The sequence below is a fragment of the Pseudomonas sp. SIMBA_067 genome, assembly GCF_046534675.1.
In the GTDB taxonomy this organism is placed as follows: domain Bacteria; phylum Pseudomonadota; class Gammaproteobacteria; order Pseudomonadales; family Pseudomonadaceae; genus Aquipseudomonas; species Aquipseudomonas putida.
The window spans coordinates 1-353 of record NZ_JAWRYH010000137.1 but is presented as its reverse complement, the minus strand read 5'-3'; the positions used below and the strand labels follow the sequence as shown (position 1 = coordinate 353).

1 protein-coding gene is annotated in these 353 nt (G+C 60.3%); it reads left to right on the top strand.

The window, feature by feature from the left end:
- Positions 1-161: 161 nt before the first annotated feature.
- Positions 162-353 (top strand): hypothetical protein (locus tag SB765_RS28405; RefSeq protein ID WP_410932325.1); only part of this gene is annotated, 192 nt, incomplete at its 3' end.

Here is a 353-nt window from a genome sequence, read left to right as displayed (position 1 = left end):
GGCTCTTGCGGTCCAGATACATGCAGTCATCGTTGCTCATCCGGGTCAGGGCTACCACTACAGCAAGCCCCTGTCGGCCCGCGAGCTGACCAACTTCCTCAAGCAGGCCCAACGCAACCAGGTCTCGATGTTCTAGCCGCTGGCGCCCCCGGTTACAGGCCGTGACCGGCATTTACATGAATTGCGCGTTCGCCCCTTTACAGCAAATGCAAATCTTTCGCATGATGTTGCGGTTTCGCGTGCCACGCCGCACGGTCCAACCACACGACGCAGGGAAACCAACAATGATTCGAATGCCTCTGGCCTCCGCCAGTCTGCTGGCCATCGCCATCGCTCTCGCCGCAACCGGCGAG